The sequence below is a fragment of the Phytopseudomonas punonensis genome, assembly GCF_900142655.1.
Classification (GTDB): Bacteria; Pseudomonadota; Gammaproteobacteria; order Pseudomonadales; family Pseudomonadaceae; genus Aquipseudomonas; species Aquipseudomonas punonensis.
Genome location: NZ_FRBQ01000005.1, coordinates 1 through 25,725, shown reverse-complemented (window position 1 = coordinate 25,725; position 25,725 = coordinate 1). Strand labels below are relative to the sequence as shown.

Genomic DNA, 25,725 nt, shown 5'->3' with positions numbered 1-25,725 from the left:
TAATTGCCCCGCTTAAGCCTGCGGAACGCCGCTGTGGAAGCGAAACTCGGCATCGGGCGATTCAATCAGCTCGCGCTCAACCGCCCTCACCCGTTCGATGGTCTGATCGACATCTGCCGCATCGCCATATTGGTAGGCCAATTTCAGATAACCCTGAAAGTGCCGCGCCTCGCTTTTAAGCAGGCCGAAGTAGAACTTGCCCAGTTCTTCATCCAGATGCGGCACCACTGCCTCGAAACGCTCGCAGCTACGTGCTTCGATAAAGGCACCGACCACCAGGGTATCGACCAGTTTGTAGGGTTCGTGGTTACGCGTGACCTTGCGCAGGCCCGAGGCATAGCGCGCGGCGGAAACCGGACGCAAGCCTATCTTGCGGCGCTTCATGATGCGCAGCACCTGCTCGTGGTGCACCAGTTCCTCGCGCGCCAAGCGCGACATCATGGTGATCAAGTCTGCGTGGCAGCTGTACTTGGCGATCAGGCTCAACGCCGTGCTGGCGGCTTTGAATTCACAGTTCTTGTGGTCAATCAGCATGATGTCCTGATTGGCCAGCGCAGCGTCGACCCACGCCTGGGGCGTGCGGCAGCCGAGAAACTCATGGATTTCCGGCAGGCCTGGCGTGGCGCTACGGCGGCCAGCAAAGGAAGACGGATCTGAAACTGTGACGGAAGATGACACGTGCATGGCCTACAAGCGACGAGATAAGAAAGAGCCCGAAACGCATACCTGCATGGCGAAAGAGCCAGGTGCGTCGAACATAGAGCCGCGCATTATAAAGCGGCTGGCGACAACCACCAGCCGAGCGGCTTGATACCGGTCAAGAACTTGAGGCGAGCGCGGCATCTATATTGATAACGACCTGTCGCCCGCAGAGGAACACGCCATGCAAGCCATCCGCAGCATTCTCGTGGTCATCGAGCCGCAACATGCCGAGAGCCTGGCACTCAAGCGTGCCAAGTTGATCGCCGGCGTCACGCAATCACACCTGCACCTGCTGGTTTGCGACGACAGCGAAGATCACAGCGGCCACTTGCGCCATCTGTGCAATGCGCTATTACAGGACGGCTACAGCGTCAGCGCGCAACAAGCCTGGCGTGGCAGCATGCATGAGACCGTCAGCCATGCTCAGCAAAGCGAAGGCTGCGGCTTGGTGATCAAACAGCACCGCCCTGACAATCCGCTGAAAAAGGCGCTGCTGACGCCTGACGACTGGAAACTGCTGCGCTACTGCCCAAGCCCGGTACTACTGGTGAAAACCCTGACGCCCTGGGTAAGCGGCAATGTGTTGGCGGCAGTGGACGTCGGCAATATCGATGGCGATCACCGCGCCCTGCACAATCTGATCATCGATCACGGCTACGACCTCGCCAATTTGGCCAAGGCCGAACTGCACGTGCTCAGCGCTCACCCAGCGCCGATGCTGACGGCGGTCGATCCGACCTTCCAGCTACGTGACACCATCGAAGAGCGCTACCGCCAGGAGTGCATGGTATTTCAGCAAACCTATGACATCGATGACGCTCACCTGCATATCGCCGAAGGCCCGGCAGATGTGCTGATTCCCCAGTACGCTCACGAGTTGCACGCGGCCGTCACGGTGATCGGTACGGTGGCGCGCACCGGGTTCAGCGGCGCGCTGATCGGCAATACCGCCGAGGTGATTCTGGATGCGCTGGAAAGTGATGTGCTGGTACTCAAGCCTGAGAGCATCATCGAGCACCTGGAACAACGCCTCGCCGAGGGCTGATCAATCGCGAAACGGCTGCCGAGGCTTGCTGCGCAACGGATCGAGCAAGCCAGACAGGCCGTTGTGATCGATCTCCTGCATCAGCGCCAGCAGCTGGCCGATCTCACCCTTGGGAAAGCCTTCACGGGCGAACCAGTTCAGATAATGCCCTGGCAAGTCCGCAATCAACCGGCCCTTGTACTTGCCGAAGGGCATTTCTCGACTCACCAGCAATTTCAGGTCTTCGGGTTTCATCGTTCGGCCGTAGCAGTTGCGTGGGCGGCGCATTATGCCGCAACCGCCAAGCGGTTGGGCCAACGCCTCAACTCGGGTAAGCTGCGCGCCGTTTACATTTGCAGGTACTCATCATGATTATCAAGGCACTGCGTCTGGGCCTCGGCCAACTGATCGTTCTTGGCGACCTCGCCACCCGCCCGGCCAAGATGAAGCGCACACCCGACGCTCAGGCAGCGGTCGAGCAGGCGGCCGTAGGTCTGGCGCTGTATCAGTTCAAGGCCTGCCCGTTCTGCGTGAAAATCCGCCGTAAGCTGCACGCACTCAATGTGCCCGTGGCACTGCGTGACGCGAAGAACGACGCCAAGGCGCGCGGCGAGCTAGAAAGCCAGGGCGGCAAGATTCAGGTGCCATGCCTGCGCATCGAAGAAAACGGTCAGAGCACCTGGCTGTACGAGTCCAAGGCCATCGCGGCCTATCTGGATAAGCATTTCGCAGCGTAAACCTGGCAAGCGAAGCCCTGGGACGATTGCTCAGGTTTGCGACAGCTCCCTGCACATCGCTGCGCTCAGTGACAGGCTACTCGCACTGACGCTAAAAATGCCGCAACCGGACACCACCCCGGTTGCGGCATTTCTTATTGTGCTACGGCAACCTTGCCCAGCATGCCTGCCTGGTAATGGCCAGCGATCAGGCAGCCAAAGTCAAAAGCACCGGCTCGGTTGAACGTCCATGTCACTTCACCTTGCTTGCCTGGCTGCACGTGTAGCATGTCCATGCTGGTGTGGGCCATGTTCGGCTGTTTGAGCATCATCGCGGCATGCTCATCCAGCTGCGTTTTATCGCCCAACACGAACTCGTGCAGCAACTGACCGTCGTTGTGCAGCACGAAACGCACCGTCTCGCCTTCATTGACCTCCACCTTGTCAGGTACGAAGCGCATCTGGTCGTTCATGCGGATCTCCACCGTACGCGTGACCTTAGCAGCGTCCCCAGGAATGCCCCAGGGTTTCTGCTCGGCGCTTTGCGTACCGTGACCGCCACCATGGCCTGTAGCATGTTCATGCTCGGCTGCGTTTAGCAGTGATGCCTGAAGAAGCGTGACAAGCGCCAGGGCGCTGATAAAGATTGTGGTCATTCGCATCGTAATTGCCTCATTGAATAGTCATCGGCGTGCCCGCACGCACGCATGCACCTGGCGGGCCACTGCTAGCCGCCAGGTGCCTGTTCGCAAGAAATGATTCAGCCGATGAAAACGCGAGGCGGACGATACGGGGTGTCGGCGATGTGTTCGATGAAATGCTCGTGCCAGACAGCCAGCGGCCGATCCAGCGGCAACTGCGTGGCAGAGAAAATAGCGGGACTCAAAGCAATCACGCCGACGCAAAACACACAGAGGCTGCAGGTAGCATGCCCTGGTGCTTTCTGCTCGCTGGGCGCCTGATGATGACTACAGGCAGCGCCGCATGAATCCATATCGCCTGAAAGATGCATGCGGTGCTCGTGCCCACCGACCGAAAGCGTCATACCCGCCTGCATACCAGCCGCGGCAATACCCTGCGCAGGCAAGGCCAGCGCCAGCAGACAGAGCAACAGAACACGCAGTGGGCGGGAAACCATCGGATACCGGGTACGCGATATGGAGGACAGCCCGATTATGCCCAAGTCCCGATCAATCGACTAATGCTGATGGCTGCGCCCAACATGGGATACATCCTTGTCGGCATGCAGGGTGTCGCTGGTGCTGAGCTGACGAATGATCTCGCAAGGCGAAGACTGCTGATCCGCCAGGCAACTGTTGCGCAGCTCGACCAACTGCTCTTGCAACGACTGCAGGCTGGCGATGCGCGCGTTGACGTGCTCGATATGAGCATCGATCAGCCCGTTGATGGCCTCGCAGTTTTCCGCCGGTTGACCGCGCAGGCTGAGCAGCTCGCGTATCTCGTCGAGCGTCATATCCAGGGTTCGGCAGTTGCGGATGAAGGTCAGCCGTTCAACGTGTTCCGGCCGGTACAGCCGGTAATTGCCATCGCTGCGTTGCGGTGCAGGCAGTAAACCCTCGCGTTCGTAATAACGGATGGTCTCAACCTGGCACCCGGTGACTGCCGCCAACTCGCCGATTTTCATGCTTGCCTCCTGATCTTCTTACCGAACGCTTGACCCTATAGTGGCTACAGGGTGTTCACTCTGCAACAGGTTATCTGGAGACGCCCCATGACCAACTGCTGCGATCACGACCACACCCAAAAGCCCACGCCGCCAAAAGACTCGTGCTGTGCCAGCGATGCTGCGCCAGCGTGCTGTGACTCCGGCAGCGCGCTGATCAGCCAGATCAGCGAGCCCGGAGCAGCGCACGCCGGCCCTGCCCTGGAGAGCAGCACCCTGCGCATCGAGCAAATGTGCTGCCCGACCGAGGAAGGGCTGATCCGCGGCAAGCTGCAGCAGCTGCGCGAAGTGCACGCCATGCAGTTCAACCTGCTCAACCGCACCCTGCACGTCGAGCATCAGGCAGGCACCGCCACTTTGATAGTCAAGGCCATCGCCAGCCTGGGGATGCAGGCACAGCCGCTGGCAGCGGAAACCCGCGTGCGCATCGAACAGATGGATTGCCCCACCGAAGAACGTCTGATTACCGACAAGCTCGCTCGGCAGCCGGGCATTGAGGCGCTGCAATTCAATCTGATGCAGCGCGTACTGACCATTCGCCACAGCCCCGACGCCCTTGAACCAGCGCTGCAGGCTATCCGCGAACTAGGCTTCACGCCGCAGCTGGAAGGTGATGGCAGCCAACCGGTCGCGCCGGAGCCAACCGAAAAGGGGCTGCCATGGCAGTTGATCGCTGCTGGTGTCGCGGCTTTCGTTGCCGAGTTGGTCCACTTCACCGACTCCGCACCAGAGTGGGTGGTCGCGCTGATCGCACTGGGCGCCATCCTTACCTGCGGGCTGGATGTCTACAAAAAGGGCTGGATCGCCCTGAAGAACTTCAACCTCAACATCAATGCGCTGATGAGTATTGCTGTCACCGGCGCAGTGCTGATCGGCCAATGGCCCGAGGCGGCGATGGTCATGGTGCTGTTCGCCATCGCCGAGCGGATCGAGGCGAAATCCCTGGACCGGGCACGCAACGCCATTCGCGGCCTGATGGCACTGACCCCCGAACAGGCCACCGTGCGCCAGCCTGATGGCAGCTGGCAGGCGCGGGAGGTGACTCAGGTCGCCATCGGCAGCGTGGTGCGGTTGCGCCCCGGTGAGCGTATCGGCCTGGATGGCCTGGTTACCGAGGGAAACTCGACGGTCGACCAATCGCCGATTACCGGCGAGAGCCTACCGGTCGAGAAAAGCGTGGGCGATACCCTGTTCGCCGGCACCATCAACCAGAGCGGCGCGCTGGAGTATCAGGTCAGCGCGGCGGCCAGCAACAGCGCTTTGTCGCGCATCATCAAAGCCGTGGAAGAGGCGCAAGGTGCGCGGGCGCCAACCCAGCGTTTCGTCGACCGCTTCGCGCGGATCTACACCCCGCTGGTATTCCTGCTCTCCCTGGCCGTGGCAGTAGTGCCGCCGCTGCTGATGAATGGTGACTGGTTTCAATGGGTTTATCGCGCGCTGGTACTGCTGGTAGTCGCCTGCCCGTGCGCGCTGGTGATCTCCACCCCGGTGAGCATCGTCAGCGGCCTGGCTGCGGCGGCGCGCAAGGGCATCCTGGTCAAAGGCGGCGTGCACCTGGAGAACGGCCGGCACATCACCCACCTGGCGCTGGACAAAACCGGCACCCTCACCCACGGCAAACCGGTACAAACCGACTACAAAGCCTTGGGCGGCGACGCCGACAGTTACCGAAAACTGGCGGCCAGCCTTGCCGCCCGCTCCGATCACCCGGTGTCCCTGGCAGTTGCCAACGCAGCCCAGGAGCAAGGCATCGCGATCGAAGACGTACAGAACTTCGAGGCGCTGCCCGGGCGCGGCGTGCGTGGTGTGATCGACGGCCAGCGCTATCAGTTGGGCAATCACCGCCTGCTCGAAGAGCTCGGCCTGTGTACCCCAGAAATCGAAGCAGAGCTTGATGAGCTCGAGCGCGGAGGCAAGACGGTCATTCTGCTCAGCGACGAGAGACGCGCCCTGGCGCTGTTCGCGGTCGCCGACACACTCAAGGACAGCAGCCGAGAAGCCATCGTCACGCTGCATGGCATGGGCATCAAGACCCTGATGCTCACTGGCGACAACCAGCACACCGCGCAGGCCATCGCCACTCAGGTAGGCATCGATGAAGCCCGCGGCGATCTGCTGCCCGCTGACAAACTGGCGACGGTCGAGAAATTACTGGCGCAAAAAGGCGTGGTGGCCATGGTCGGCGACGGCATCAACGACGCCCCTGCCCTGGCTCGCGCCAATGTGGGCTTCGCCATGGCGGCGATCGGTACCGACACGGCCATTGAAACCGCCGATGTGGCGATCATGGACGACGACCTGCGCAAGATTCCGGCCTTCATTCGCCTGTCTCAGCAGACGGCCGCGATTCTCAAGCAGAACATCGTGTTGGCGCTGGGTATCAAGGCGGTATTTCTGGGCTTAACCGTAAGCGGCCACGCGACCATGTGGATGGCGGTTTTCGCCGATGTGGGCGTGAGCCTGCTGGTCGTGTTCAACGGGCTGCGGCTGCTGCGCAAGTAACCGCAAAAGAAACCAGCAGGTGCAAGGGATTGAGTGGGAGCGGGCCATGCCCGCGAACAATTGCAGGCGTGACGCGCTCCCCAGGTTGGTCGTAGAGCCTAGGATGGCTACAGCCCATCAAAAACTGATGATGGTTTGACATGCGTGGCCCTTTCCATCCTAAGCACGGTAGGGCGCGCGCCATACGCGCAGCAGCTTCGCGGGCATGGCCCGCTCCCACAGGAATTGATTAGTCGTAGATGGGTCGGGCCGCGTAGGTCAGCCCCATCGAGACAAGCCGATCACCCCAACATGGCCACATGCTTCGGATGGCTGGCGACCCGCGCCAGCCAGGCATTGACTGCCGGATAGGCGCTCAGGTCGAAGCCGCCTTCGTGCGCCACGTGGGTATAGGCGTACAGTGCTATATCGGCGATGGAGTAGCGGTCGCCGACCAGATAAGGCGTCTGTTCCAGCTGGCGCTCCATCACCCGCAGCGCCTTGTGGCCGCGCACCTGACACACCTTGTACTCCTCGGCGCGCTCGGCCGGCATGCCTTCGAGCCACTGAATGCGCCGCGCTACGGCGATATACGGCTCATGGCTGTACTGCTCGAAGAACTGCCACTGCAGCACCTGAGTGCGCAGACGCGGCTCGGTCTGCAGAAATTCGCTGCCATCGGCGAGGAAATTGAGGATCGCGTTGGATTCCCACAGGCAGGTGCCGTCTTCCAGCTCCAGCACCGGAATCTTGCCGTTAGGGTTCTTGGCCAGAAATTCAGGGCTTTGCGTTTCGCCCTTGAAGATATCGATCGGTACCCACTCGAATGGTTTACCGAGCAGGGTCAGCATCAACTTGACCTTGTAGCAGTTGCCGGAACGGTAGTCGCCATAAACCTTGTACATGTTCACGTCCTCTTGTCCGATAGTCACGCCGCGTCTGCGGCCATTCCCTGACGCACCACCGCTGCCAGCCGGCGCAACCCTTCGCCGAGTCGCTCGGGCGCCACGTGGCTGAAGTTCAGCCGCAGGTAACCCGGTTCACAATCCGGGTCGATAAAGAACGGCTCGCCCGGCATGAATGCAACGTTCTGTGCCAGCGCCGCATCGAGCAGCAAACGCGTGTCCTGTGGTTGCTTGAGCTTGAGCCAGAAGAACAGACCGCCCTGAGGAATCTGCCAGTCAGCCAGCTCACTGAAGTGTTCGACGAGCGCCGCCTGCATGGCATCACGTCGCACACGATAGAAATCACGCAACTCAGCCAGATGCTTGCGATATTGCTCGGTGCCCAGCCATTGCAGCGCCTGCCATTGGCCGACGCGACTGGTGTGCAAATCCGCCGACTGCTTGAGGCGCAGCAGGTGCGGATAGAGGTCCGGCGTGGCGATCAGGTAACCGACCCGCAATCCCGGCAGCAGCGTCTTGGAGACGGTGCCGGTGTAGATCCAGCTTGCCTTGCGCAGGCGACTGACGATGGGCGTCGCGCTGCCGGCGTCGAACACCAGCTCGCGGTAAGGCTCGTCCTCGATCAAGGTCACTTCATAGCGGTCCAACAAGGCGGCTACGGCGTCGCGCTTTGCTTCGCTGTAGCGCACGGCGCTGGGGTTCTGGAAGGTAGGGATCAGGTAGGCGAACGCTGGGCGCTGGCGCTCCAGCTGCTCTTCAAGCGCCTGCAGCTGCGGGCCGTCAGCCTCTTGTGGCACGGCGATACAGTCCGCGCCGAACAACTGGAAAGCCTGCAACGCGGCCAGGTAGGTAGGCGCTTCGAGCAGAACCTTGGTACCCCGGTCGATGAACAGCTTGCTGGCCAGATCCAGCGCCTGTTGCGAGCCGCTGAGGATCAGAACCTGGCTGGCCTCGCAAGACACACCCAGTGTGCGCGCTTCGGCGGCAACGGCTTCACGCAGCGCCGGCTCCCCTTCGCTCATGCCGTACTGGCCCATACCCGCGGGCATCTGCGACCAATCGAGCTTAGGTAGCATCTCTTCGGCAGGCAGACCGCCGGCGAACGACATCACTTCCGGGCGCTGGGCGGCCGCGAGGATCTCGCGGATCAGGGAGCTTTTCAGGCGGGTGATGCGTTCGGAGAAGGCCATGGAGGTCACCGGGTGATAAGTCGCGAAAATTAAGTCAAACTGGTTGACCGAAAGTACGACGCCCGAGACATATACGTCAACATGATTGACCTTAAAAATTCAGCCTCTCAGCAAGCAGCCATGGAAGCGTTCTTTTTCGGCTATCAGGCGTTCACCGCCAAGGCCGATGAAATGCTCGCTCGCCGCGGCCTATCGCGGGTGCATCAGCGCATCCTGTTCTTTATCGCCCGCCATCCGGGTTTGAGCGTCACCCAATTGCTCGGCTACCTGGGCGTGAGCAAGCAGGCGTTGAGCATCCCGCTGCGCCAGCTGATGGAAATGCACCTGACACAGAGCGTCACGGCCGAGGACGACAAGCGCAAACGCCTGCTCGGCCTGACCTCCGAAGGCGCCAAGCTTGAGCGGGCCTTGCGCCGCGAGCAGGTCAAGCTGCTGCAGCGCGCCTTCGACGAAAGCGGTAAGCACGCGGTCGATGGATGGCTGGCAGTGAACAAGGCGCTTAGCGGTACAGGTCGCCTACCAGAGTGATTTTACCAAAACTGTACGGCTGCTTATTGCAACTGCTGTACCGCGACGGCTGCGCCAGACAGCGCTTATCGTGGCGGCTCAACAATGAGAACTCGCCATGACTCTGGAACTGCTGCTCGCCTTCGTAGCCTTCGCGTTCGTCACTTCGGTGACGCCTGGCCCCAACAACATGATGTTGCTCGCCTCGGGGGTGAACTTCGGGCTGCGCCGCAGCGTGCCGCATATGCTCGGTATCAGCCTCGGTTTCATGGTACTGGTGATGTGCGTAGGGTTCGGCCTGGGTCAGGTCTTCGAACAAGTGCCGGCGCTGTACACGGTGCTGCGCTATGTCGGGGCGGCCTACCTGCTCTATCTGGCCTGGAAGATTGCCGGTTCCGGCGCTCCGGACAGCACGGCGGGTGAACGCGGCAAGCCCTTCACCTTTCTCCAGGCTGCCGCCTTTCAGTGGGTCAATCCCAAGGCCTGGGTGATGGCCATCGGCGCCATCACCACCTACACGCCGCAGGAAAACTTTCTGGTCAACGTGCTGCTGATCGCCGGGCTGTTCGCGCTGGTCAACTGCCCGAGCGTGGGGCTGTGGACGGTGGCAGGTTCGCTGTTGCGCAACTGGCTGCGTAACCCTCGCGTACTGCGTGCTTTCAACATCGGCATGGCCGTGATGCTGGTGGCCTCGCTGTACCCGATCTTTGCCGACATGAAAGGAATCGTGTGATGCTCGAGAGCCGCCCTCGCCTGCGCCCACTGGCCGATACTTCTACCTCCGCCGTAGTCGCGGGCTTCGTCGGCATGCTCACTGGCTACACCAGCTCCCTGGTGCTGATGTTCCAGGCCGGCCAGGCAGCCGGGCTCAGTGCCGGGCAGATTTCCTCGTGGATCTGGGCGCTGTCGATTGGCATGGCCGTGACCTGCATCGGCTTGTCGCTACGCTACCGTGCACCGGTGATGGTCGCCTGGTCGACGCCCGGTGCGGCGCTGCTGATCACCAGCCTGCCTGGCGTGCCTTACAGCGAGGCAATTGGTGCCTACATCCTCTGCTCTGCGCTGATTCTGATTTGTGGCCTGACCGGTAGCTTCGACCGCATCATGCGGCGCATTCCCGGCTCCATCGCCGCGGCGTTACTGGCCGGTGTGCTGTTCAAGATTGCCCTGGAAATCTGCGTCGCAGCCGAGCAGCAGCCATTGTTGGTGATCGCCATGCTGCTCGCTTATCTGCTGGGTAAACGCTTGCTGCCGCGATACGCCGTGCTGGCAGCATTAATCGTTGGCTGTGTATTGGCCGGCGGGCTGGGGTTGATGAATTTCTCCGAGTTCGAGCTGCAACTGGCGACACCGGAGTGGACCACGCCGAGCTTTTCCCTCGCGGCGGCGATCAGCATCGGCATTCCGCTGTTCATCGTCGCCATGGCCTCGCAGAACCTGCCCGGCATGGCGGTGCTGCGCGCCAATGGCTATGACGTACCTGCCTCACCACTGCTCAACACCACCAGCCTGGTATCGATCGTGATGGCGCCCTTCGGCTCTCACGGCATCCATATGGCCGCGATCAGCGCGGCGATCTGCGCCGGCCCGGAAGCCCATGAGGATCCTCAGAAGCGCTACACCGCAGCAGTCTGGTGCGGCATCTTCTACGGCATCGCCGGGCTGTTGGGCGCCACCCTCGCCGCGCTGTTCGCAGCTCTGCCCAAGGCACTGATTCTGTCTGTAGCAGCCCTTGCCCTGTTCGCCTCGATCATCGGCGGGCTGACTCAGGCCATGAGCGAGCCCAAGGAACGCGAAGCGGCGCTGATCACATTTCTCGTTACTGCTTCGGGGATGAGCTTGTTCGGGGTCGGTTCGGCATTTTGGGGCATCGTGGCGGGCTTGCTGACGCTGGTGCTGCTCAATGCGGGAAAACGCGAGGCCTAAGGGCCATTGATATTTGGCGATACCGCCCGTTAGCGATCTTGTGAGAGGGGCCGGGCGGCGATCCGCTTTAGCCCCGAACTGTCTAATCCATCGAGGCCAAAGCCTCTCCCACGAAAGCTCCGTTCACCGTCCGCTTCGACCTTGAATCAGTCGCTACCCGGCGACATCTCCGCCCTCGGCCTTCAGCTGTTTGCCATGCGCCGCGTTCACCCACCAACCGAACGCCGCGGCGGTGAAGAACATGATGATGCTGTACAGCGCCGCGGGAATCGCCATGGTGCTGTTGTTGAGCAGTACGGGGCTCAGCGCCAGGGCGATGGCCAGGGTGCCATTGTGGATGCCGATCTCCATGCCGATGGCGATAGCTTGGCGCAAGCTGAGCTTGAGCAGGCGCGGCACGAAGTAGCCCACCGCCAGGCTCAGCAGATTGAACGTCAGCGCTGCGGCGCCCACCACCGGGGCGTAATCAAGCACCGTCTGCCAATCCTTGACCAGCGCCAGGATGATGATCAGCAGCAGGAACAGTGCCGAGATGATTTTCACCGGGTTTTCCATGCGCTGGGCAAAACCGGGAAAGCGGCTGCGCAGGAACATGCCGATGGCGACCGGCCCCAGCACGATGGCGAACACCTGCACCACCTTGGCGAACTGCAGCGGGATCGCCTGATCACCGTCCATGAAGTAAGCCAGCGACAGGTTGACGATAAAGGGCATTGTCAGCACCGCGACCACCGAGTTCACCGCGGTCAGGGTGATGTTCAGCGCCACGTCGCCATGGGCCAGGTGGCTGTAGAGGTTGGCCGAGGTGCCGCCAGGTGAGGCCGCAAGCAGCATCATGCCCACCGCCAGGGCGGGCGCCAGGCCGAACGCCTGAACCATGAAGAAACACGCCACCGGCAATAGCAGCAACTGGCAGAACAGCCCGATCAGCACCGGCTTGGGGTACTTCACCACCCGGGCGAAATCCGCCAGGGTCAGGGACAAACCCAGGCCGAGCATGATGATGCCCAGGGCCAGGGGAAGAAACACACTCAGCAAAGGACTTGCAGTCATCGCTACCTCGATGTGGTCAGACTTCCATGATCGTGATCCACACTGTAGCGGGCAATTGCCGCTTCGCGTGCGAATGCGCCGGCTAACCTTGCCCCATCAGTTCAATGGATCGGTAAACATTCGGCCACTGCGACATCCTTGTCCAATCGCTAGCCGAGGATTATCACCACAGCTTATTTCATCGGAGGCTACCCATGTCCACTCAGCTCAACCGTCAGTTTCTGCTCGCCAAACGCCCCAGCGGCATGGTCAGCCGCGATACGTTCGATTACGTGGAAAAGCCTGTCGGTGAGCCGGGCAACGGGCAGATTCTGGTCAAGAACCTCTACTTGTCGCTGGATCCGGCCATGCGCGGCTGGATGAACGAAGGCAAATCCTATATCGCTCCGGTTGGTCTGGGCGACGTGATGCGTGCGCTAGGCGTCGGTGAAGTCGTTGCATCCAACCACCCGGATTACAAAGCAGGTGATCACGTCAACGGCGCGCTTGGCGTACAGGACTATTTCCTTGGCGAGCCACGCGGTTTCTACAAGATCGATCCGACGCGCGCTCCGCTGCCGGTTTATCTGTCGGCCCTCGGCATGACCGGTATGACCGCCTACTTCGCGCTGCTCGATGTCGGCGCCCCTAAAGCCGGCGACACCGTGGTGCTCTCCGGTGCGGCCGGTGCAGTGGGTAGCATTGCCGGACAGATCGCCAAACTCAAAGGCTGCCGCGTGATCGGCATCGCCGGCGGCAAGGAGAAATGCGCCTACCTGACCGATGAGCTGGGCTTCGATGCCGCCATCGACTACAAAAGCGAAGATCTGCCTGAAGCGCTCAAACGCGAATGCCCGAAAGGCGTCGATGTGTATTTCGATAACGTCGGTGGCGACACGCTGGACGCAGTACTCGGCCGCCTGGCACCTAAGGCACGTATCGTCATCTGCGGCGCGATCAGTCAGTACAACAACAAGGAAGCGGTCAAGGGCCCGGCCAACTACCTGTCGCTGCTCGTCAACCGTGCACGCATGGAAGGCTTCGTGGTGATGGACCACGCGACCAACTTCGCCAGCGCTGCCGCGGAAATCGGTGGTTGGCTGGCCGAGGGCAAGATCAAGTCCAAGGAGCATATCGTCGAGGAGCTGGAAACCTTCCCGGAAACCCTGCTGAAACTGTTCAAGGGCGAGAACTTCGGCAAGCTGGTACTCAAGGTTTAACGCTACCAGGGCGGCCAGCAGGCCGCCCTTCCCCACGCATCACAGCGCCTCCCCTGCGGCTCCACAATCGGCCACACAGCCACCTTCACTCGGCAAAGATGGCCAGTCGCCATTAAACTGCTTGAGCCTGCCCTGCTTGTTCGGTTAGTTTCGCCGCCATGTGGCCCCATCGGGCCGCACGCCCTTTTGTGACGGAGCCAGGATGGAACTGTTTTTTACCGCGATCACCCTCGCTCTGGTTGGCGCGGTCTATTTTCTGGTGCAGCGTGCACGCAGCCCGTCAGGTTTGAGCCGTAAACCGATAATGGACTGGATGTCGCGTTTTGACGCGGCTACACCGGTCGAGCAGCATGAACTGGCCGAGGCACTGCTGATGCAGTCGGCACTGCTCGCAGAGCAGATGGATGTCGAGGTTTCCCTGAGCGAATTGCTCCCCGCCGATTGCGATCCCACCGCACTGATAGTGAGCTGGCAAGCGCAGCTGACTGTGGCCATTCCCGCACATGCACTGCTCAATACGCCAGCGCGCACGGTCGGTGCGCTGCTGCTGATTCGCGATGTGCAGCCCCAGCGCTTTCGCGAGCTGCTGGGCCAAGCACTCACCAACTAGCACGTGGGCGCTAGCAGGTACGCTCGCTAGAAGCTGCGCATCAAAATGATTGGCAAGGCAGTGAACAGCAGGGTAACCACGAACAATATCAGCAGCAGATCAAGGCTATAGAAGGTCACATCGCTCTCCAGGCGGACAGGCTTGGTGCCCGCATCAGGGTTACCCACGCCGCGTGAACTGCGGCTATACAGGTGAAGTGACCACTACCAGGCTGCTGCCTGCCACACGGGCGAGAGCCATCAGATCACCGCCATACAATAGCCCAGCCGCGGGCCATTTACATGCCAGCGTGCGACACACTGACGCATGCAAGCGACCACTGCCAGCAACCACCCTGCAATACCGCCATCAAGCTATTGATCGGAACTTCTGCGCCCTGAGGCCTACAGAAACCTGTATCGGCTTTATCAGGAGACCCCCCGAATGGAACAGTGGAATATCTGGTTGGATCGCGACGTATGGATCGCCATCGGCATCGTGGTGGCCGCGACTGCCGCTATCTATACCGTGCTGCGCGCGCTGGTCGGCATCGTTCACAAACGGCTCACCACCTGGTCCAAAGGCCAGGACGGCAACTGGCAGCATTTCGTCGCTGTGGTGATTGGGCGCACAAACCGCACATTGCTCTTGGCGTTCTCGCTGCTGCTCGCCCTGCGCCTCCCGGATTTGCCCGGCAGCTGGCAGGCGGCCCTCAGCCATACCTGGTTCGTGGCCCTGGCGTTGCAGATCGCGTTGTGGGTCGACACTGGCGTGCGCCTCTGGTCGCGCAGCCTGGTGATCGGCAAACATGGCGGCAGCGGCTACAACCCGGTGATGACCACCATCATCAGCATCATGGTGCTGATCGTCGTCTGGTCGGTGATGCTGCTGTCGATCCTCGCCAACCTGGGCGTCGACATCACCGCGCTGGTAGCCAGCCTGGGCGTTGGTGGTATCGCCGTGGCGCTAGCGGTGCAGACTGTACTGAGCGATGTGTTCGCCTCGCTGTCGATTGGCGTCGACAAGCCCTTCGAGATCGGCGACTTCGTTGTCTTCGGCGAAGTGGCTGGCAGCATCGAGCATATCGGCCTGAAGACCACACGCATCCGCAGCCTCAGCGGCGAGCAGGTGGTCTGCGCCAACGCCGACCTGCTGCGCCAGATCGTGCACAACTACAAGCGCATGGACACCCGGCGCATCGTGTTCAAGTTCGGCATCAGCTACGACACGCCGAGCGACAAGGTTCGCCAGGTTTCGGAGCGGGTTGGCGACATCATTCGCGCCACCCCACAAACCAAATTCGACCGCGCGCATTTCCTGGGTTTTGACGAGAGCCAGCTGACCTTCGAGGTGGTGTATATCGTGCAGAGCTCGGACTACAACCAGTACATGGACATCCAGCAGGAGATCAATCTGCAGTTGCTCGATGCGCTACGCGAACTGGATGTACGCTTCGCCCTGCCACGCCGTGATCTGCGCCTGGTCGGCGAGCGTATGCCGACGCTTAAAGTTGCAGGTGTGCCACAGCAGGCCGAACCTGAAGCGAACGATCAGGACCAGCGCCTGCCGCGTTTCAGCTGATTGCGCTTGAGTCAGCGGCAGCCGTTCAGGCGGTTGCAGTTGACCCGGTCGCGCTCGCCCTGGGAGCTGGACAACCGGCTGACCACATTCCAGCCGATGCGCCGGCTGGAACCGAACCACACCTGGCCGTCGGCGCTCACCCCGGTAAATATCTGCAAACGGCCGTAGGTGGTGCTGGTCTGCGCCCAGCTCAGCCTGCTGATCACGTCGAAGCCCCGCATCAGGGTGTCGTTGCCCCGCTGGACGATGCCGTAGTGGTTACCGAAGCGGTCCGTGCAATTGAGCAGCGTCGCGCTACGGGTGCAGCGCATGGCATCACCGGGCAGCGTAAAGGCGGCGTGGCTCGGCAAGGCCTGCATCATGAGTAACAGACAGGCCGCTAGCTTGATACTGCGCACACTGCACACCTCGCTTGCACTGAGTTCATGACTGCGTCCCAGGCGGGGCTAGGCGCCCCATATGCCACGCGAGCCCGACCGCAGCGCCGATGCCGATTGCGCTCAATGACCACCACAAGAGTTGTGGCGGCGCCTGCTCGGCGGGCAGAAAGCGACCGATCAGCACGTTGCTGAGCAGCGCCACCAAGCCACCCACGCCAGCGAAGAATCCATAGTAGGCCGCCAGCTGGCCGCGCCGCGCGTAGTGCGGCACGTGAGCCGACAGCAGCGGCAATACCATGAGACTGCCAAGGCTGAACAGGCCCGCCATCAGTTGCACCGCCAAATGATGGCCCAGCAGGCCGCTAAGCGGCTCGGCCAGTAGGCAATAGCTGACCGACATCAGGGCCAGGCCGATGCCCATGCTCTGTCCTTCGCTCATCCAGCGCTGGCGCAGGCTGCTAATTGGCATCTGCAGCAGCACGCCAACCAAAGCGGTGATCACGAACACCTGGGTAATCCACTGCTGGCCACCGCCATAGGCGTGGCTGTAGGCGGGAACCGCCAGATACAGCGGATGGAACAGCAGCGGATACGCCGCGGCCAGCAAGGCAAAACGCAGGAAGGGCCACTGCTGAAGCATGTTCAAGCACTGGCGCAACATGGTCACCGGCACTTCACCAGAGACCAGGTCCTTGAGGGGCAGAAAGCGCCACTGCACCAACGTCATGACCAGAAAAAGCCCGGCCGATACGCTGCCGGTCACCGAGAAATCAACGCTGATAAATAACAGACCGGCCAACGGGCCGATAAGCATACCGGCGGTGCTGGCCATGTTGTGCAGAGCGAACGCCTGCTTGCGCAGTTGTGGGTCCTGGCACTCATCCGCCAGATAGGCTTGCGCGCAAGGCGTGAACAGCGCACCGGCAAAACCGCTCAGGCAGGCGGCCAGAAGCAAAACCGTCAGGCTTTCAGAAAAGCCGAATACCGCGAACCCCACACAACGCACCCCGCAGCCAATCAGGATGGCGCGCCGGTAACCGATACGATCGCCCAGCAAGCCCCCGAGTAGGAACAGCCCCTGCTGGCTGAACACGCGAATACCGAGGACAAGTCCAACCGCCCAGCCAGCCAACCCGAGGTTTTCGCTCAGATGCCCAGCCAGATACGGCATCAGCATGTAGAAGCCGAAGTTGAACGTCAGACCGTTGAGGATCAGCACGCGTGCAGCCGGCGAAAGATCGATAAAGCGGGCCCAGATACTCAGCATTGAACGTGCTCGACTCCATCGGCCGGGGCATCTGCCATGTCCGGCAAAGCGGCTCTACAGGTATTTATGAAAGATGCCCCAGCGCAACCGCTGCTTGATCAGCCAAGCTATTTGAGGGCTTGGAGCGTAGATCTGAAAGTTCGGCATTATGCCGCAGATAGGTGCTGAACGTGCTCCTCGGCGACAGATAAGCACTGTCACAATCCGGCAATACGTGGACGGAAACGCACCTACTGAGCGAGGCGCTCAGAAACAAAAACCGGGCGACAGCCCGGTTTTTTTTATCGCTGCGAACGCCTCAAAGCCCAGTGAAGAAGGTGCCTTCTGGCGTGACCGACAGGTACTTGCGATAGAACTCCCTGTAGTTGCCGGCCGGGTCGATATCGCTGAACAGCTCCGGGTAGAACGCCTTCGCCAGGTATTGAATCGCCGCGAAGTCGGTAATGCTGCGCGAGGCGCCCTGGTAGACGCCATAAAGGCGTTTGCCCTTGGTGGCATCCAGGTTCTGCCAGCCCTCGCGCTGGGTGAAGCCGGCCAGCGTCGCGCGCGTCTGCTCCAGGCTGACGCCCTCACCGATCAGCAACGAGCCCGGCACCTTAGTGGACTCGGTACCGGCAATCAGCACTACCTGCGGATTGGACGCCAACACCTGCTCGGGATTAATCGGCCCCCACCACTGCACGAACGGCGCGGCAATGTTGTCGCCCTGCGCCAGGTCGATCATCGAGCCCCACATGTTCTTGCCGTACGTGAAGCTGTATTCGCTCGGCCCCTTGTTGCCGAACTCCACGTAGACGCGCGGCTTCGGCTTGCCGGCAGTGGCGATGCGCTTCTGTACATCCTCGATGGCCGTTTTGTAGAGGTCGGCGATTTCCTGGGCGCGTGCCTGGTGGCCGGTGATCTCACCGAAAACCAACGTGCTGGCCACATGGCGCTCGACGGTCTGTGCGTTGTAGTCGACGACCACGACGGGGATGCCGAGCTTTTCCAGTCGCTCGGCGTCGGCACCAAGCCCCTTGTACTGCCAGTCGGCGAGCACCACGACATCCGGGTTCAAGGCCAATACCTTCTCGATGGAGAAGCTCTGCACCTCGACTTCGCCGACATCGGCAATGTCCTTGATGGACGGGTCGTGTTTGACGTGCAGCGCCCAGTTCGATGGCCGCCAGCCCTCCCACGCCTCACGTGACAGGCCGACTACATCCTTGGCGCCGCGCTCGCCGGATACGGCCAGGTAATCCTCGAAGTAAAAACCAAGCATCACCCGCTTGGCAGGCGACTCGATGGTGACCTTACGGCCCAGCACGTCTTCGATCTGCTTGGGCGCCGCGATCGCGGAGAGGGAAATAGCTGAAGCAGTTACCAGTAGTGCCAACTGCGAAATGATGTTCATCAGTCTTCCGTTATGACCGGTTAGAGGGAAAAGCCGGCGCATACTAGAAGAGGACAGTAATAATAACAACTCGCATTTATATCGGGTGACGCGCCTAAAATAACGCAGTCGTTATTGTGAAAGACGGCTGAGAATCTGCTCGAAACGCTGCTTGGCACGCGTCGGCAGCGATGCGGGAATCTGCACGCCGCTAGCCTGGCTGTCACCCACCTGAATCAGCATCACCATGCCCATGGCCAGGTGCGGAATGCACTGAATGCCATATAAGCCCGGCGTGTCGAACTTCACCTCGATCTCTTCGTTGATCTTGCCCTTGAACGGCACGGCGCCTTCGGGCATCAAGCCCGGCGCGCTGGCGGCGTTGTGGCTCGGCTGGGTGGCGATGAACTTCACCGTGTCGCCCGGCGCGATGGCCAGGTAATCCGGCTCGTAGACCATGGCACCGCCGGCACCACGGTTGAGCATTTTCACTTCGTGCACCTCGGCCAGGGCCGCAGTGCAGAACAGGGCGGCCAGCAAAGCGGCGGCGTAGCGAATGGGCATGGCAGTCGTCCGTGTCAGGCCGGATAGAAGCGCAGGATGCGAGCGCCGTCGTCCGGGTCGGTCAGGTAGCGGGCGCGCACGCCGAAAGTGTCGCGCAGGCGTTCGGTGGTCAGCACCTCGTCGGGTTCGCCCAGTGCCACCAGCCGGCCACGTTCCATGACCCCGAGGCGGTCGCATTCCAGCGCCTGGTTGAGGTCATGCAGGGCGATCAGCGTGGTGACCGGCAGCGCCCGCACCAGGTTGAGAATCGACAGCTGGTGCTGGATATCCAGGTGATTGGTGGGCTCGTCGAGCAGCAGAATCTGTGGTTGCTGCGCCAGTGCGCGGGCAATGTGCACGCGCTGGCGCTCACCACCGGACAAGGTGCTCCAGGCATGCTCGCCCATGTCGGCCATATCCACGTCGACCAGCGCCTGCTTGACGATTCGCTGGTCATCGGCCGACCAGGGCTGCAACGCAGACAGCCAGGGCGTGCGTCCCAGTTCGACGGCGTCGCGTACCGTCACCGCATCGCTGGTGTCGGCCTGCTGCTCGACGAACGCCAGCTGCCGAGCCACTTCGCGGCGGCTTAGGCTGGTCAGGGGCTTGCCATGCAGGTGCACCTGGCCACTGCCCGGTGATCGAATACCCGAGAGCAGCTTGAGCAGGGTCGATTTTCCCGAGCCATTCGGGCCGATCAGTCCCAGGGTTTCACCCTGATGCACCTGCAGATCGACACCCGCAACGATGGCGCGGCCTTTCACCGACCAACCGAGCTCGTTGCATTGCAGCACGGCGTTCATCGCACTCGCCTCCCTCGTATCAAGATCACCGCAAAAGCAGGCGCGCCGACCAGGGCCGTGACCACGCCGATCGGCAATACCTGGCCCTTGATCGCGGTGCGTGACAGCACATCGGCAGCGATCAGGAATACTGCACCAATCAGCGCCGAAACCGGCACCAGCCGACCATGGCGCGAGCCGACCAGCAGCCGCGCAGCGTGGGGAATCACCAGGCCGACAAAGCCGATGGAGCCGACGATCGACACCATCACCGCGGTGACCAGCGCGGTGCCGGCGATCAGCGTGGCCTGCACGCGGCGCACCGGCACGCCGAGCGAGGCAGCCGACTCGGCGCCAAAGGTGAAGGCATCCAGCGCCCGGGTATGCAAGGTGATCAGCAATACGCCCGCCAGCGCCACCGGCACGGCGAGCACTACATCGTGCCAGTCCGCGCCGCTCAGGTTGCCGAGCAGCCAGAACATGATCCCCCGTGCCTGCTCGGCGCTGGCCGATTTGGTGATCAGAAACGAGGTCATGGCATTGAACAGCTGCGAGCCCGCGATACCAGCAAGAATGATCTGCGCGCTGCCGCTGATGGCGCCACCACCTGCGGCCCTGGCCAGCAGCGCGACCAGTGCGAAGGCCGCGATAGCGCCGATGAACGCCCCCATGGATAGCGACAACATGCCCGCGCCAAGCCCCAGCAGCGCCACAGAGACCGCTCCCGTGGAGGCACCGGCGGAAATACCCAGCAGGTAGGGATCGGCCAGCGGATTACGCAACAGCGCCTGCAGCACCACGCCTGAAACCGCCAGCCCGGCGCCACAGCTCGCCGCGACCAGGGCGCGCGTCAGCCGGTAATTCCAGACGATGCCCTCATCGATCGGATCGACGGCAAAGCCGCTGCCGAATAGCTTGTTGGCCAGCACCTGAAAGACCACCGAGGGCGCGATCTGCGTTTCCCCGAGCGCCACGCCGGCGATCACCGCCACACCCAGCAACAGCAGGCAGGCGACGGTCAGCAGCAACAGACGAGAGCCACGCGTGATCATCGTTTGATATCGAACCCGTCTACGGCCTTGGCCAGGGTTTCGATGCCACTGATCATGCGCAGCGAGGCCTGCATGCCGTCGGCATCGATGATCACGATACGGCCGTTCTTGACGGCATCCATGTGTTTGGCGACCGGGTCGTTACGCAGGAATTCGAGCTTCTTTTCCACGTCGTCGGCAGGAAAGCGGCGACGATCCATGCGTGCCAGCACCAGGACGCTCGGGTTGGCCTTGGCCAGGGTTTCCCAGCCGACCGTCGGCCACTCTTCGCTGGACTCGACCACGTTACGCAGGCCCAGCGACTTCATCATGTAATCGGCCACGCCCTTCTGGCCAGCCACGTAAGGGTCGAGCTCCATATCGGGGCTGGAGAACCAGAACAGCGCGGAGATATCCCTGGCCTTGCGCTGCTCGGCATCGGCGACGGCCTCTCCCAGGCGCGCTTGCAGATCGTTGACCAGCGCATCGCCTTTGTCCTGCACATCGAAAATCGCCGCCAGTTGGCGGATGCTTTTGTACAGGCTGTCGATCTGGAATGGCTGCAGGCGGGTGCCGTCGGAGCCAACCAGATTGTCCTTGCCTTCGCAGTCGGTCGGCATGATGTAGGTCGGAATGCTCAGGTCGTGAAACTGCTTGCGCGTGCCCACCACCCCCTGCTCACCGACCATCCATTCGAACTGTACGGCCACCAGGCCAGGGCGCTTGTTGATCACCGATTCGAAGCTCGGGTCGTTATCGGCCAAGCGCGGCACCTTGGCGTTCTGTGCCTCGAACTCGGGCAGCACGTGGCTGAACCACAGCGAAGTGCCAGCCATGCGCTCGCCCAGACCCAGCGAATAGAGAATTTCGGTGCCCGCCTGGCCAATGGTAACAGCGTTGCTGGGGGCTGCAGCAAAAGTCAGTTGCTGGCCACAGTTTTCCAGGGTCAGTGGGTAGTGCGTCGGGTTAGCAGCCAGCGCCAGGGAAGACAGGCCCAGAGCAGCGCCAAAAACGGCAAGGCGGGACACGAACATGCGGGTGATCTCCTAATCAACAAATACGCATAAACGGAGGTGCGTAGGCTGGAGAACACATCACGCTGCGCGGCCATGGCCGCACCTGTCCCCTTCGGGAAGTGAACACGGATGCCCCCTCCCGGACACCCCGCCGGCTGGTTCGATTACTGGCTCTTGCCCACGACCAAACGCGGATCAGACCCATGCCGGCAGGTCTCCTGACTGGTACGTCCATACAGCGCCGCGGCCTTCCCGGAAGCGATTCCAGTGACACGAATGCAGCGCTGCTCGGTACCTACAGTTGCGGGGGCAGTTCCGTTTGGCCACCAGAGGCGGCGACGGATTCCCTATTAATTCCTCGCGGAAACCGGCGGCGGCATCTTAAACGATTAAGTAAGCCGCCTGCAGCGCTTTGTCCGAGCGCGCGCATTTCTTTGCTCAGGACCAATCGCGCCATATAAAAAGCTCACTCATTATTGTTACAACATAACAAATTAGCAAGCGCATTCAGGTTCCCGTCAATAGCGGCGCCCTGCTTACTAAAAGCAGCCAGTAATGGGGATCGCGCCACGCCAAAGGTGAGTACGGCTCATAGGAAAAAGCCTCTGCAACGCGTTCGCTGCAGGAGCTTACGGACTCAGTTATAGCGATGTGTAGACAATCTGGTAGCTGATCGGCGTGCTCTGGCTACCGACCGGCAGTCACCCATCCATATTTCCTTTCCGCGGCATGTCGTAGGCGCGCAGATAAGTCTTACATCGTGTGCTCGTAGAGAATCGCTGCGCCTACGCCGATCAGTACCACGCCGCCAAGGATTTCGGCCTTTCGGCCAATCGCGGTGCCAATCAGTCGGCCGACCATGACGCCGATGGTGGCCATGGTCATGGTCGCCAGGCCGATGGCCAGTGCGGCAATCCAGATATTCACGTCGACGAACGCCAGGCCAACCCCAACCGCCAGTGCATCGATGCTGGTGGCAAACGCAGTGGTGGCGAGCACCCAGAAGGAATGGGATTTGGGTTTGTCTTCGGCATCGTCAGCCTCAGGTCGCAGGCCTGCGTAGATCATGTGCCCACCGAGCAGCAGCAACAGTGTGAAGGCGATCCAGTGATCCCACTCCGCGACGAAGCTGGTCGCGGCCTGGCCGATAAACCAGCCGATGATCGGGGTAATGGCTTCGATCACACCAAAAATAAGCCCGGTGCGCAGTGCATCGAGAAAACGAGGTTTATGCAGCGAAGCGCCCTTGCCGACAGCAGCGGCAAAAGCATCGGTAGACATGGCGAATGCCAGGAAAACGAGGGATAGGAGGCTCACGGTTACGTCTCGGTCGGGCTATGAGTCAATGACGGATACACGCGCCCGACTTAGGCACGTATCTGTCATTGGTCTCACCAACCGAAAGGTGTTCGTACCACGGCTGCTGCCGAGAATGTTGATACGAACGCTGCCGAGCGAACTTGGCAGCAGGCTACTCCCCAAAGAGGCCCGCACTTTACCCAAAAGTACGGGCCGAAAAAACCATTTTCTCTATGCGAGAATCAACAATCGATAGGCCACCGCGCTGCACAGATGCATGCGAGTAGCGTCAGCCGGATCAGCTAGCCACAGCACTGACGCTGGGCGAGCTTGAGGTTCAAGTCGCACTGCCAACCGCCTCTGCACGTAAGCGCCGGACGTAAATTATGCCCCAGGTCAGCCCCACTATCGCAGAAGCCAGCGAGCCGAGCAGCACGCCTAGCTTTGCAGCAGCCAACAGATTGGCGTCGCTGAATGCCAGATTAGCGATGAATATCGACATGGTGAAACCGATCCCGGCGAGCAGGCCGGTCAGCGCGACGCCGCGCCACGACATATCGGCCGGCAGGCGGCACAGGCCAAGTTTGACCATCAACCAGCTGAAGCTAACCACTCCGAGGGGCTTGCCGACCAGCAGCGCCACCGCGACGCCCGCCATCACCCAATGCGAGGTAGCTGACGACAGATCGGTACCGCTCAGGCTCACACCGGCGTTGGCCAGCGCGAACAGCGGCATCAAGCCAAAGGTGACCCACGGATGCAGCGCCAGTTGCACGCGCACCACTGGTGGCAGCACCTCACGCTGGGCCAGGCGCAACTCGCGCAGCGACTGTGCAGCCTCGTTGGACGCCACGGCGGTGCCGCGATCATCTTCGAGTTCTCGGGCGATCCGCCCCACCGCAGCGCGCGGCAATTCACGAGTCGGCAGGCACATCACCGGCGTCATCAGGCCAAGAACCACCCCGGCAAGCGTCGGGTGCGCACCGGTCACCAGCAGGCCGCCCCACATCAGTGCGCCCGGCAGCACATAGGCGAAGGCCGAACCGATGCCTATGCGCTGCAAACCCAGCACCGCCAGCGCGCCGACGCCGGCCAAGGCAAAGCCGCTGTAGTTGAGGCCGTCCGAATAGAACAAGGCGATCAAGATCACCGCGATCACGTCGTCGATCACCGCCAGGGTCAGCAGAAAGATGCGCACGCCGGAAGGAATCCCCTTGCCCAGCAAGGCCAGCAGGCCTACCGCGAAGGCGATATCGGTGGCGGCCGGGATCGCCCAGCCATGCAAACCGGCGCCATTAAGATTGAGGCTGGCGTAAATAAGGGCGGGCATGATCACGCCACCGCAGGCAGCGGCGATAGGCAATGACGCCTGGCGCAGATCGGCCAGGGCACCCTCATGCATCTCGCGGCGAATCTCCATACCGACGACCAGAAAGAACAGGGTCATCAAGCCGTCGTTGATCCAAAAATGCAGGGGCTGGGAAAACTCGAAGCTGCCGAAGCCGAATGATACGGATGCATGCCAGAGCGCGTGGTAACTGTCGGCGTAGGACGAATTAGCCCAGATCAACGCGACGGCAGTGGCCAAGAGCAGCACTACACCACTGAAGGCTTCGCGATGCAAAAGACTGCGAATGCAAGTGAAGGTATGCTCGGCCAAACGCTGGGCACGAGGAATATCCTGAAAAGACGGGCGTGATTTCATGGGCGAGCGAGCTCCGCGCGGCGGCCCGACCAACGCAACTAACCTGTATCACCGCACCATGTGGCTAACACCCGGCCGCCATCCTACACAGGTGATCAGGCCAGGCACCAGCCTTTCAGGCCTCTGCTCTGCGCATTTTTTCGCTGGCGCGCGCCACTCAAAAATTGGATGCATTTGGGGGCGCTCTTAGCTTTATTACCTACTTGGAATTGCCTGAGCCCGGCGCCCCATCGATGCGCCTATCGCATCAGTGCCCGGTTTTGATACACGTCCACTCGCGGGAGATGATGCACTGGAGCGCTGATACTTGCGGCGCCTGGTTCAGTCGCCGCTCCCTCCACCACCGTCGCCCCCACCGCCGCAGTCGCCTCCACCGTGACCACCACAGGAATCCCCATACACGCTGTCGTTACTGATCATGGCGCCGCTGGTGCCTCCCGAGCCGGAGGACTCGCCAGCGTCGCGTTTGCTGGAGCGCTTACGTTTCCCCGATGTGAAGAACAGGTAGAGCACGCGAAACGCTAGCGCTCCCAGCGCCGCCAAAAAGATCCAGAACATTACGTCACCAACCCAGTTGTTGTGGATGAGCATCGTTGCCTCCCACACCGTCCGTCACGCTGCGATCCTACGTCATTACCTGGCAACTCGGGAAATGGCACTCCGACTATTCGGATCGAAAGGTGAATCGCCCCGGCTTTCCTAGACACTTTCCAAGCTCTGGAAATAGCGCTTTTCAAAATCCACTGGCGATAGCTGCATAGCGCTGCTGTGCC

Annotated in this window: 27 protein-coding genes and 2 riboswitches; of the genes, 9 read left to right on the top strand and 18 right to left on the bottom strand. The window is 61.3% G+C overall.

Annotated features, from left to right (window positions below; genetic code table 11):
• Positions 1-12 precede the first annotated feature (12 nt).
• A complete protein-coding gene (locus BUC40_RS14140) occupies positions 13-684 on the bottom strand; it encodes a MiaE family protein (protein ID WP_244160655.1) in 672 nt (223 codons plus the stop codon).
• Between the two features lie 199 nt (positions 685-883).
• Between BUC40_RS14140 and BUC40_RS14135 the strand changes: the two genes are divergently transcribed.
• Entirely contained in the window at positions 884-1,747 is an 864-nt protein-coding gene (locus tag BUC40_RS14135) for a universal stress protein (RefSeq protein ID WP_073266782.1), read from the top strand.
• On the opposite strand, the gene BUC40_RS14130 is transcribed toward BUC40_RS14135, so the two are convergent.
• Positions 1,748-1,981 (bottom strand): DUF3820 family protein, encoded by a 234-nt coding sequence (locus BUC40_RS14130; RefSeq protein WP_073266780.1) that lies wholly within the window; start codon positions 1,979-1,981, stop codon positions 1,748-1,750.
• A gap of 113 nt (positions 1,982-2,094) precedes the next feature.
• Between BUC40_RS14130 and BUC40_RS14125 the strand changes: the two genes are divergently transcribed.
• Complete coding sequence (locus BUC40_RS14125; RefSeq protein WP_073266778.1) at positions 2,095-2,463, top strand: glutaredoxin domain-containing protein; 369 nt, start codon at positions 2,095-2,097, stop codon at positions 2,461-2,463.
• 134 nt (positions 2,464-2,597) lie between these two features.
• On the opposite strand, the gene BUC40_RS23245 is transcribed toward BUC40_RS14125, so the two are convergent.
• The 3 genes from BUC40_RS23245 to cadR form a co-directional block, all read right to left on the bottom strand.
• The gene (locus BUC40_RS23245) at positions 2,598-3,098 is read right to left on the bottom strand and encodes a cupredoxin domain-containing protein (protein ID WP_279627148.1); all 501 of its coding nucleotides are present in this window, start codon (positions 3,096-3,098) and stop codon (positions 2,598-2,600) included.
• A 104-nt stretch (positions 3,099-3,202) separates the two neighbouring features.
• Positions 3,203-3,553 (bottom strand): hypothetical protein, encoded by a 351-nt coding sequence (locus BUC40_RS14115; protein WP_139272184.1) that lies wholly within the window; start codon positions 3,551-3,553, stop codon positions 3,203-3,205.
• 87 nt (positions 3,554-3,640) lie between these two features.
• A complete protein-coding gene (gene cadR / locus BUC40_RS14110; RefSeq protein WP_073266772.1) occupies positions 3,641-4,087 on the bottom strand; it encodes a Cd(II)/Pb(II)-responsive transcriptional regulator in 447 nt (148 codons plus the stop codon).
• A gap of 426 nt (positions 4,088-4,513) precedes the next feature.
• Between cadR and BUC40_RS14105 the strand changes: the two genes are divergently transcribed.
• Positions 4,514-6,628 (top strand): heavy metal translocating P-type ATPase, encoded by a 2,115-nt coding sequence (locus BUC40_RS14105; protein WP_425272940.1) that lies wholly within the window; start codon positions 4,514-4,516, stop codon positions 6,626-6,628.
• Positions 6,629-6,909: 281 nt separating this feature from the next.
• Here BUC40_RS14105 and BUC40_RS14100 read toward each other — a convergent pair whose 3' ends face one another.
• Together BUC40_RS14100 and BUC40_RS14095 are read right to left on the bottom strand one after the other, a co-directional pair.
• Positions 6,910-7,512, bottom strand: coding sequence for a glutathione S-transferase family protein (locus BUC40_RS14100; protein WP_073266770.1), 603 nt, complete (start codon positions 7,510-7,512; stop codon positions 6,910-6,912).
• Positions 7,513-7,535: 23 nt separating this feature from the next.
• Positions 7,536-8,702, bottom strand: a complete 1,167-nt coding sequence (locus BUC40_RS14095) for an aminotransferase-like domain-containing protein (RefSeq protein ID WP_073266768.1) — start codon at positions 8,700-8,702, stop codon at positions 7,536-7,538.
• Positions 8,703-8,783: 81 nt separating this feature from the next.
• Between BUC40_RS14095 and BUC40_RS14090 the strand changes: the two genes are divergently transcribed.
• The 3 genes from BUC40_RS14090 to BUC40_RS14080 all read left to right on the top strand — a co-directional run bounded on the left by BUC40_RS14090 (position 8,784) and on the right by BUC40_RS14080 (position 11,135).
• The gene (locus tag BUC40_RS14090) at positions 8,784-9,230 is read left to right on the top strand and encodes a MarR family winged helix-turn-helix transcriptional regulator (RefSeq protein ID WP_073266766.1); all 447 of its coding nucleotides are present in this window, start codon (positions 8,784-8,786) and stop codon (positions 9,228-9,230) included.
• Positions 9,231-9,327: 97 nt separating this feature from the next.
• Entirely contained in the window at positions 9,328-9,942 is a 615-nt protein-coding gene (locus tag BUC40_RS14085; protein WP_073266764.1) for a LysE family translocator, read from the top strand.
• Positions 9,942-11,135 carry a benzoate/H(+) symporter BenE family transporter gene (locus BUC40_RS14080; RefSeq protein ID WP_073266762.1) on the top strand — a complete coding sequence of 398 codons (1,194 nt, stop codon included), beginning with the start codon at positions 9,942-9,944 and terminating at the stop codon, positions 11,133-11,135. The genes BUC40_RS14085 and BUC40_RS14080 overlap by 1 nt, the downstream gene beginning before the upstream one ends.
• Positions 11,136-11,288: 153 nt before the next feature.
• Here the strand turns inward: BUC40_RS14080 and BUC40_RS14075 are convergent, their stop codons facing one another.
• Entirely contained in the window at positions 11,289-12,188 is a 900-nt protein-coding gene (locus BUC40_RS14075) for a bile acid:sodium symporter family protein (RefSeq protein ID WP_073266760.1), read from the bottom strand.
• Between the two features lie 194 nt (positions 12,189-12,382).
• Here BUC40_RS14075 and BUC40_RS14070 point away from each other — a divergent pair, with 194 nt between their 5' ends.
• From BUC40_RS14070 to BUC40_RS14060, 3 genes are all read left to right on the top strand, one after another.
• Positions 12,383-13,387 carry an NADP-dependent oxidoreductase gene (locus tag BUC40_RS14070; RefSeq protein ID WP_073266758.1) on the top strand — a complete coding sequence of 335 codons (1,005 nt, stop codon included), beginning with the start codon at positions 12,383-12,385 and terminating at the stop codon, positions 13,385-13,387.
• A gap of 202 nt (positions 13,388-13,589) precedes the next feature.
• On the top strand, positions 13,590-13,997 hold the full coding sequence (locus tag BUC40_RS14065; protein WP_073266756.1) for a hypothetical protein: 408 nt from the start codon (positions 13,590-13,592) through the stop codon (positions 13,995-13,997).
• Between the two features lie 423 nt (positions 13,998-14,420).
• Positions 14,421-15,557 carry a mechanosensitive ion channel family protein gene (locus BUC40_RS14060; protein ID WP_073266754.1) on the top strand — a complete coding sequence of 379 codons (1,137 nt, stop codon included), beginning with the start codon at positions 14,421-14,423 and terminating at the stop codon, positions 15,555-15,557.
• A gap of 11 nt (positions 15,558-15,568) precedes the next feature.
• Here the strand turns inward: BUC40_RS14060 and BUC40_RS14055 are convergent, their stop codons facing one another.
• The 10 genes from BUC40_RS14055 to BUC40_RS14010 form a co-directional block, all read right to left on the bottom strand.
• Positions 15,569-15,955, bottom strand: coding sequence for a hypothetical protein (locus BUC40_RS14055; RefSeq protein ID WP_244160653.1), 387 nt, complete (start codon positions 15,953-15,955; stop codon positions 15,569-15,571).
• A gap of 25 nt (positions 15,956-15,980) precedes the next feature.
• Complete coding sequence (locus BUC40_RS14050; RefSeq protein WP_073266752.1) at positions 15,981-17,204, bottom strand: MFS transporter; 1,224 nt, start codon at positions 17,202-17,204, stop codon at positions 15,981-15,983.
• Positions 17,205-17,502: 298 nt separating this feature from the next.
• Positions 17,503-18,597 carry an ABC transporter substrate-binding protein gene (locus tag BUC40_RS14045; protein ID WP_073266750.1) on the bottom strand — a complete coding sequence of 365 codons (1,095 nt, stop codon included), beginning with the start codon at positions 18,595-18,597 and terminating at the stop codon, positions 17,503-17,505.
• Positions 18,598-18,708: 111 nt separating this feature from the next.
• Positions 18,709-19,140 carry a pseudoazurin gene (locus BUC40_RS14040; RefSeq protein WP_073266747.1) on the bottom strand — a complete coding sequence of 144 codons (432 nt, stop codon included), beginning with the start codon at positions 19,138-19,140 and terminating at the stop codon, positions 18,709-18,711.
• Positions 19,141-19,154: 14 nt separating this feature from the next.
• On the bottom strand, positions 19,155-19,922 hold the full coding sequence (locus BUC40_RS14035; protein WP_073266746.1) for an ABC transporter ATP-binding protein: 768 nt from the start codon (positions 19,920-19,922) through the stop codon (positions 19,155-19,157).
• Positions 19,919-20,953: a FecCD family ABC transporter permease gene (locus BUC40_RS14030; protein WP_073266744.1), complete on the bottom strand. Its 1,035-nt coding sequence runs from the start codon at positions 20,951-20,953 to the stop codon at positions 19,919-19,921. The genes BUC40_RS14035 and BUC40_RS14030 overlap by 4 nt, the downstream gene beginning before the upstream one ends.
• Positions 20,950-21,966, bottom strand: coding sequence for an ABC transporter substrate-binding protein (locus tag BUC40_RS14025; RefSeq protein ID WP_073266742.1), 1,017 nt, complete (start codon positions 21,964-21,966; stop codon positions 20,950-20,952). Before BUC40_RS14025 ends, BUC40_RS14030 begins: the two co-directional genes overlap by 4 nt.
• A 173-nt stretch (positions 21,967-22,139) precedes the next feature.
• Positions 22,140-22,335: riboswitch (cobalamin riboswitch) on the bottom strand.
• A 366-nt stretch (positions 22,336-22,701) separates the two neighbouring features.
• Positions 22,702-23,265, bottom strand: a complete 564-nt coding sequence (gene mntP / locus BUC40_RS14020) for a manganese efflux pump MntP (protein WP_073266740.1) — start codon at positions 23,263-23,265, stop codon at positions 22,702-22,704.
• A gap of 4 nt (positions 23,266-23,269) precedes the next feature.
• Positions 23,270-23,435, bottom strand: a riboswitch (yybP-ykoY riboswitch).
• Positions 23,436-23,584: 149 nt separating this feature from the next.
• The gene (gene nhaA, locus BUC40_RS14015; RefSeq protein ID WP_073266738.1) at positions 23,585-24,952 is read right to left on the bottom strand and encodes a Na+/H+ antiporter NhaA; all 1,368 of its coding nucleotides are present in this window, start codon (positions 24,950-24,952) and stop codon (positions 23,585-23,587) included.
• A gap of 321 nt (positions 24,953-25,273) precedes the next feature.
• Positions 25,274-25,543: a hypothetical protein gene (locus BUC40_RS14010; protein WP_073266736.1), complete on the bottom strand. Its 270-nt coding sequence runs from the start codon at positions 25,541-25,543 to the stop codon at positions 25,274-25,276.
• Positions 25,544-25,725: the final 182 nt, after the last annotated feature.